The sequence below is a fragment of the Rhodoferax sp. genome, assembly GCF_018063565.1.
In the GTDB taxonomy this organism is placed as follows: domain Bacteria; phylum Pseudomonadota; class Gammaproteobacteria; order Burkholderiales; family Burkholderiaceae_C; genus Rhodoferax.
In genome coordinates this window covers 24525-32013 of record NZ_JAGPBB010000047.1, presented here as the reverse complement: position 1 = coordinate 32013, position 7489 = coordinate 24525, and the positions used below count along the sequence as shown (strand labels likewise).

At 61.7% G+C, this 7489-nt stretch carries 5 protein-coding genes; 4 read left to right on the top strand and 1 reads right to left on the bottom strand.

Annotation, left to right across the window (positions count from 1 at the left end; all coding sequences use genetic code 11):
• Positions 1–328 precede the first annotated feature (328 nt).
• The 4 genes from KBF66_RS12025 to KBF66_RS12010 are packed head-to-tail and all read left to right on the top strand — an operon-like array spanning position 329 to position 4456.
• Complete coding sequence (locus KBF66_RS12025; RefSeq protein ID WP_296656796.1) at positions 329–1345, top strand: ABC transporter ATP-binding protein; 1017 nt, start codon at positions 329–331, stop codon at positions 1343–1345.
• Between the two features lie 50 nt (positions 1346–1395).
• The gene (locus KBF66_RS12020) at positions 1396–2682 is read left to right on the top strand and encodes an ABC transporter substrate-binding protein (protein ID WP_296656801.1); all 1287 of its coding nucleotides are present in this window, start codon (positions 1396–1398) and stop codon (positions 2680–2682) included.
• Between the two features lie 53 nt (positions 2683–2735).
• Positions 2736–3614 (top strand): sugar ABC transporter permease, encoded by an 879-nt coding sequence (locus tag KBF66_RS12015; protein ID WP_296656793.1) that lies wholly within the window; start codon positions 2736–2738, stop codon positions 3612–3614.
• Positions 3615–3643: 29 nt separating this feature from the next.
• Positions 3644–4456 (top strand): carbohydrate ABC transporter permease, encoded by an 813-nt coding sequence (locus KBF66_RS12010; RefSeq protein WP_296656799.1) that lies wholly within the window; start codon positions 3644–3646, stop codon positions 4454–4456.
• Positions 4457–4507: 51 nt separating this feature from the next.
• Here the strand turns inward: KBF66_RS12010 and KBF66_RS12005 are convergent, their stop codons facing one another.
• A complete protein-coding gene (locus KBF66_RS12005) occupies positions 4508–7165 on the bottom strand; it encodes a M1 family metallopeptidase (protein ID WP_296656791.1) in 2658 nt (885 codons plus the stop codon).
• Positions 7166–7489 lie beyond the last annotated feature (324 nt).

Here is a 7489-nt window from a genome sequence, read left to right as displayed (position 1 = left end):
GCCGAATCTGGCTGCGGCGCTGCATTCCGCGGTTTCCTCCCTCGAGGCTTGTACGACGCCTGCCCTCAGGCTTGCGTGAATTTACGCAGGTCGGTGATCGCGGGCAGGCATCCTACAAACCTAAACGAGATCAGTCCAGGCACCAAAGTCACTCCTGCGAATGCGAGGTTCCACATCCACGCCACATTGGGTTCGCATACGTGACATTCTTCGCACCGCTGTGCAATTTGAAGATGTCATGCCCGGGTTTTGCCACAGCAGAAGGGCTAAAACCAGTCTGTCAAGTTTTTGTCGCGGCTGCGTCATATTGGGTCTCTAAGCTGGCGGAATGTCCGCCATTGAACTGACCGGTATCTGCAAATCCTGGGGAACCAGCCATGCGTTGGTGGGTGTGGATTTGCGCATTCAGCCAGGCACGTTTTGTGTGCTGCTGGGCCCCTCGGGTTGCGGCAAGTCCACCACCTTGCGCATCATTGCCGGGCTGGACACCGCCAGCAGCGGCACGGTGTGGGTGGATGGGCGCAATGTGACGGCCCTGCCACCAGCGCAACGTGGCGTGGCCATGGTATTTCAGAACTACGCCTTGTTTCCGCACCTGAATGTGGCTGACAACATCACTTTTGGCTTGTCGATACGCAAGACACCGGCTGCCGAAACCGCGCGCCGCCTCAAGGAAGCCGCTGCCTTGCTGGGTTTGAGCGACTTGCTGCAGCGCAAACCCAGCCAGCTGTCGGGCGGACAGCAGCAACGCGTGGCGCTAGGGCGGGCGCTGGTGGCCCAGGCCAAGGTTTGCCTGATGGACGAGCCGCTGTCCAATCTGGATGCCCAGTTGCGCCAGGACATGCGCCGCGAGCTGCGCGACATTCAGCGCACGCTGGGTCTGACGGTGGTGTATGTCACGCATGACCAAAGCGAAGCGATGAGCATGGCTGACCAGGTGGTGCTGCTCAACCGTGGCCGCATTGAACAAGTGGGCGCGCCGCGCGAGCTGTATGCCCGCCCGGCCAGCACCTTTGCCGCACGATTTATCGGCACGCCGCCAATGAACCTGTTGACGCTGGAAAACGGCTGCATCGCTGGCAGCAAGGTCTCCATTCCCGTGGTGGCATCTACCTTGGGCGTGCGCCCCGAGGCCATTCAAATCGACCCCGACGGCCATGCCGCCCAGGTGCAAAGCGTCGAATACCTCGGCGCCGACCTGGTGCTGCGCTGCCAATTGGGCAGCCAAACCCTGCTGGTGCGGTTGGACGGCCAGCACCCCGCCAGCACAGGTGACACCGTGCACTTGCGCTGGGACACCGGTCACAGCCATGGCTTTGATGCCCAAGGCCTGCGAATTCCCTGAAACCTCAACCATCGACCATAAGGAAACTTACCATGAAACGAAAAACCTTTATGCAACTGACGACTCTGAAGTTAATAGCTGCTAGCGCAATGCTGGCATGCGCTACAGGCCAAATTCATGCACAAAACCCGGTGGAAGTGCAATTCTTCTACCCGGTGGCTGTTGGCGGCCCCATCACCAAGGTGATTGACGGCTTTGCCACCGATTTCATGAAAGCGCATCCGCACATCAAGGTGACACCGATCTACGCTGGCAGCTACCAGGAAAGCATCGTCAAGGCGCTCACCGCGCACAAGTCGGGCACGCCGCCGGTCACCTCGGTGCTGCTGTCCACCGACATGTTCACGCTGATCGATGAAGACGCGGTGGTACCGTTTGACAACTTTGTCAAAACCGCCCAAGACCAGGCCTGGCTCAAAGGCTTTTACCCGGCGTTCATGCAAAACAGCCAGACCGGCGGCAAGACCTGGGGCATACCGTTTCAGCGCTCCACCGTGGTGATGTACTGGAACAAGGATTTGTTCAAGCAAGCCGGGCTGGACCCCAACAAGGCCCCCGCCAGCTGGGCCGAACTCAAAGACGCAGCGACCAAACTGACGCAAAAAGACAGCACGGGCAAGGTCAACACCTGGGGCGTGCAAATTCCGTCCAGCGGCTTTCCGTACTGGTTGTTTCAGACGCTGAGCACCACCAACGGTGCGATGCTGGCCAACGAGACAGGCACCACCGTCAAGTTTGACGACCCCAAAGTGGTGGAAGCCTTGCAATACTGGGTGGACCTGGGCAAGGCCGGCATACACCCGCCCGGCGTGGTCGAGTGGGGCACCACCCCGAAAGACTTTTTCGAGAAAAAGGCGGCCATCATCTTCACCACCACCGGCAACCTCACCAACATCAAGACCAACGCCAAGTTTGACTTTGGCGTGGGCATGATTCCAGGCAATGCACGCAAGGGCTCACCCACCGGCGGCGGCAATTTCTACATCTTCAAAAAATCCACCCCGGCGCAGCAGCGAGCCGCGTTTGAGTTTGTGAAATGGGTCACGCAGCCCGAGCGCGCTGCGCAGTGGAGCATTGATACCGGCTATGTAGCGGTGTCGCCGGCAGCGTATGACACGCCAGCGCTCAAGCAGTATGGCCAGGGCTTTCCCGCCGCACTGGTGGCGTGCGACCAGTTGCCGGTGGCCGTGGCCGAGTTGTCCACCCACGACAACCAGCGCGTGACCAAGGCGCTCAACGATGGCTTGCAGGCAGCGCTGACCGGCAGCAAGACCGCAGCGCAGGCCATGAAGGATGCGCAAGCCGAGGCTGAGCGCATCCTGCGCGCTTACAAGTAAGCGAAGTACGGCTGCACATTCGCCAGACTGCGGCCGATATCGCCCGTTCCACCATGTCATCCAACGGACTGCGTACTGGCTATGTCTGGCTGATGCTGCTGCCGGCGTTGTTGCTGCTGCTGGCCTTTACCCACTGGCCGGTGGCCGCCACGCTGATCGACAGCTTTTATTCCACACCCAAAGGCGCGCGGCCCAGCGTCTGGGTGGGGCTGGAAAACTATCAGTTGATGGCGGCCGACCCGGTGTTCTGGAAGGCGCTGAAAAACAACCTGTGGTTTGCCGGTGTCACCATTCCGGTGTCCATCGGTCTGGCGTTGCTGATGGCACTGTGGATCAACGAGCGCATGGCGGGCCGGGCGTTTCTGCGCATGGCTTACTTCACGCCCACCGTGCTGCCGATGATTGCGGTGGCCAACATCTGGCTGTTTTTCTACACCCCGCAATACGGCTTGCTGGAGCAGGTGAGCGGCGCGCTGGGCTTGCCGTCGCACAACTGGCTCGGCAGTCCCGCTACGGCTTTGGGAGCTGTCACCGCAGTCGCCATATGGAAGGAAGCCGGTTTTTTCATGATTTTTTACTTGGCCGCGCTGCAAAGCCTGAACCCCAGCCTGCGCGAGGCAGCGGCCATTGAGGGGGCTTCGCGCTGGACGTTTTTTCGCCGGGTGCAGTGGCCGCTGCTGATGCCGACCACCTTGTTTGTGCTGGTCAACGCGTTTATCAACGGCTTTCGCATGGTGGACCACCTGTTTGTACTGACGCGCGGCGGGCCGGACAATGCCTCCACGCTGCTGCTGTTTTACCTGTACGAGGTTGGCTTTAGCTTCTGGGATACTGCCTACGCAGCGGCCATCACCGTGGTGTTGGTCGCGATGCTGGCGAGCATCGCCTTGCTACAGTTTTTTATAGGCGACCGCAAGGTGCATTACCAGTGAGCAGGCTGATTCACCCACCCCACCAGCGACTGCTGTTTAACGAGTCCGGCTGGCTCGACACCCTGGCCGCCTGGCTGCTGGCGCTGCTGTGGGTGCTGCCACTGGTCTATGCGGTGTGGACTGCGTTTCACCCCGCCGAATACGCCACCCGCTTTGCGCTGGACGCGCCGCTGACGCTGGACAACTTCAGGCGTGCCTGGGCGGCAGCCCCTTTTGCGCGCTACTTTTTCAACACCACGCTGCTGGTCGGCATGATTTTGGCCGCGCAACTGGTACTGGCCACGCTGGCGGCTTATGCTTTTGCACGCTACCGGTTTCGTGGCCGCAACCTGATGTTTGCACTGGTGCTGGTGCAACTGATGGTGATGCCCGACATTCTGGTGGTGGAAAACTACAAGACCATGGCGCAGCTTGGCCTGGTGGACTCGCTGTGGGCGATTGGCCTGCCGTACTTTGCCTCGGCATTTGCCATATTTTTGCTGCGCCAGACCTTCATGGGCATTCCCAAAGAGCTGGACGATGCGGCCCGGGCAGAGGGTGCCAGCGCGCTGCAAACCCTGTGGCGCGTTTATGTGCCACTGGCCAAACCAACCTACACGGCGTTTGCGCTGGTGTCGGTGAGCTTTCACTGGAACAATTTCCTGTGGCCACTGCTTGTGACCAACAGCCAGCAGGCGCGCCCGCTCACGGTAGGGCTACAAATCTTTTCAGCGGTGGACCAGGGCATAGACTGGTCGATCATCACTGCCGCCACATTGATGAGTTCAGCGCCCCTGCTGCTGGCATTCTTGCTGTTTCAACGTCAATTTGTCCAAAACTTCATGCGCGCTGGCATCAAATGAAACTGATCACCTGGAACACCCAATGCCGCCAAGGCGTATGGCCGGGGTGCCTCAGCGCTGCGCCATCCAGGCCGTGATTTGTGGCAAGCGGGTTTGGCGAACACGCAGCCGCTCACGAATGGTGCCAATGCTCTCTTCTGCCTTGCGCCGGGCATCTGGGGGAATGTACGTCTGGGCATATGCGCTGATCTTGTCGATCATGGCCGGGTCAACCGAGGCCTGACCCAGCCGGGGCACAAAGCTGCTGCGCTCAGAGGTTTGCAGTTTCTCGAAAACCGCTGGCAGATGCTGCTGCACAAAGTCCCAGGCCAGATCAGGATGGCGCCAGGCCACACGGCGCAGCAGCGACGGGCTGGTGGTTTCACCAGGCTCGGCGGTCAGCGCAAGCTCCAGCGCACGTTGTGCCAGCGCCGTGTCTTGCGGCGCACCCAGCAGCTCAAACAACTCGTCGCGCACCATGGCATTTTTCTCAGCGTTGGCGCGGGCGCGCAAACTCTCCCAGGTGGTGGCATCGGCATGGCGCGCCACCACCCCCAGCACGGTGCGCCGCAATGTGGCCGGTATTGCGGCGGGGTTGCTGGTCTCGGCGGCAAGCCGCTCGCGTGCACCTTCAACCACTTGAGCATCACCAAAGTCACCCAGCGTGCCTATCAGGTCGTTACGCAGATTGGCCGTGGGGTCGGTCTCACCGGCCTTCGGCAACCAACCCAAGCGCTGCAACAACGGTTGCAACAGCGCGATCATGCGCGCTCGCCACTGGGCTTGCTCGGCCGCCATGCCGAGGTACAGACGGTCGACCTCGCCGGCAATGTTGAGTGCGGCCGACCACACCTGCGGGTCGGCGTCAACCGGCAGCGCGGCCAGCAGGCGCAGTGCGTCAGTGGGGGCCATGCCCCCGCCCAGCCCCAGCGCCCAGGTGTCGTGCAGGGTGCCGAGTTGGTCGACCGCAGGCAGTCGACCAAATGCAGTGCTCAGCGCCGTCATCGATTCCGCGCCGTAGGCACTGCGAAAGTAACCGTTCTGCCCGGCGTTGAGCACCACCGTGCCGCAGCCAGGCAAGCTGACCCGGGCACGCCCCTGACGCACCAGCGTTTTGACCGTTTCTGCGCCGCCAGCCAACTGCAGCGTCACCGGCACCTGCCAGCGCCGCGCCGTCTTGGTGGGTCGGTCGGGCGCAAATTCGCCTTGCACCAGGTCAACCTGAGTGCGGCCATTGCGGCAGCTTGCGGCTTTGAGGGTGATCAGCGGCACCCCCGGTTGCTCGGTGAAGTCGCGCGCCATACGGCGCACCGGCTGCTTCGCTGCCACCTCCAGCGCACGCCACAGGTCGTGTGAGGTGGCGTTGCCATAGGCGTGCTGCCGCATATAGGCGCGCACCCCGGCGCGCCAGGCGGTCTCGCCCAGTGTGGCCTCAAGCATGCGGATCACAGCCTCACCCTTGCTGTAGGTGATGCCGTCAAACGCCTGCGACATTTGCTCGACCGTGGCCACCTTTTGCACCACGGCGTGGCTCGTGGCCAGCGCGTCTTGGCGCATGGCCCAGTTGCGCGCCTCGACCGCGCCAAGTTCTGCCTGCCACTCGGGGTGAAACTTTTCTGCCGCACGCCCCGCCAACCACGAGGCAAATCCCTCGTTGAGCCACAAGTCGTCCCACCAGGCCATAGTCACCAGGTTGCCAAACCACTGGTGCGCGGTCTCGTGCGCTACCGTGGTAAACACCCCCTGGCGGTCGCGCTGGGTCGAGAAACTCGGGTCGAGCAGCATCGCGTACTCAAAGTAAAAAATCGAACCCCAGTTTTCCATCGCGCCAAAAAACTGACTCTGGCCCGGTGCAGCGAGGTGGTCGAGCTTGGGCAAGGGGTAGGGCAAACCAAAATAATCGTTGTACCAATCCAGCGACTGGCGCGCCGCCTCCAGCGCAAAGTCGGCCTTGGCCAGCTCGCCGGCGCGCGTCACCACCGCCAGCTCGGTAGCGCCCTGCCGTTCGGCCTTGCGCTCAAAATCACCGACGTTGAGCGAGAGCAAATAGGTCGACATCTTGGGCGAGGTCAAAAACCGAACTGTCTGCAGGCCCTCACCCGCCGGTGTGGTGGCAGCCACAGGCATGTTGCTGACCGCGGTCTGACCGCTGGGCACGGTCAGGCTGACATCAAAGGTGGCTTTGAACGCCGGTTCATCCCATGACGGGATCACGCGGCGCGCATCAGCCGCCTCAAACTGGGTGAAAAGTGCGCGGCGCGTGCCCCCCCCGCTTTCATAGTCCAAAGCAAACAAGCCCGCGGCCTGCTTGTAAATCTTGCCGGTGTAGTCCAGCGTGAGCGTGTGTCGCCCAGGTGCGAGAGGCTGCTCAAACCGGAAGGTGGCGGTCTGCGCAGCCGGGTCGAGCGTGACCTGCGCCACCCCCGAGCCCGGACTCGCCACGCGCGAGAACGCCAGATCGAGCGCGTGCAGTGTGATGCTGCGGGTCGCGCGCTGCACCTTCAGGTCGATTTCCAACTGCGCCGAAAACCGCAGCTCGGCCGCGTTGGGTGAGAGCTGCAGCCGGTAATGCTGCGGCACGACGCCTGTGGGCAACTGGGTGGTAATCTGGTGCTGCGCGCTAGGTGCTGCAGCGGCGATCGGCAGCGCAACAGGCAACAGTGCGACAACACCCGCCAGCCAAAGGCAAACGGACAATGCGCGCGGTCGGCAGAAGTTCTTGTAGCCCATAGGCGTCCTCCTTGTTGTGTTCTCAAGTCGGCGTTTATAGCATTGCCGCGTTGGGCCAATTCAGTCAACTTCAGCTCGCTTTTGGACTGTTTCCCGCCTGCGAGGGCCGCCATTTGCACCGTTTTGGCTTTCAGCGCGGCAGACAATCAGGTCCCAGCTCCGGTCAAGCTGTACCGCATTTGCGCTGATGTCGGTGAGGGGCAAAGCAAGAATAACTTGAACAGTTCGACCGTGCTGACAAGCGCAATGCGTTGTTGCAAACCGCTTGTGTAGCCTGCTACACCGCGCGGCTTGCGCCGCGCCTTGCACTTGCCATCACGACTC

What these genes read in the sequence shown, in the direction of transcription:
- KBF66_RS12015 (WP_296656793.1), top strand. Translation starts at nt 2,736, where the DNA reads ATGTCATCCAACGGACTGCGTACTGGCTATGTCTGGCTGATGCTGCTG.
- KBF66_RS12020 (WP_296656801.1), top strand. Translation starts at nt 1,396, where the DNA reads ATGCAACTGACGACTCTGAAGTTAATAGCTGCTAGCGCAATGCTGGCA.
- KBF66_RS12025 (WP_296656796.1), top strand. Translation starts at nt 329, where the DNA reads ATGTCCGCCATTGAACTGACCGGTATCTGCAAATCCTGGGGAACCAGC.
- KBF66_RS12005 (WP_296656791.1), bottom strand. Translation starts at nt 7,165, where the DNA reads ATGGGCTACAAGAACTTCTGCCGACCGCGCGCATTGTCCGTTTGCCTT.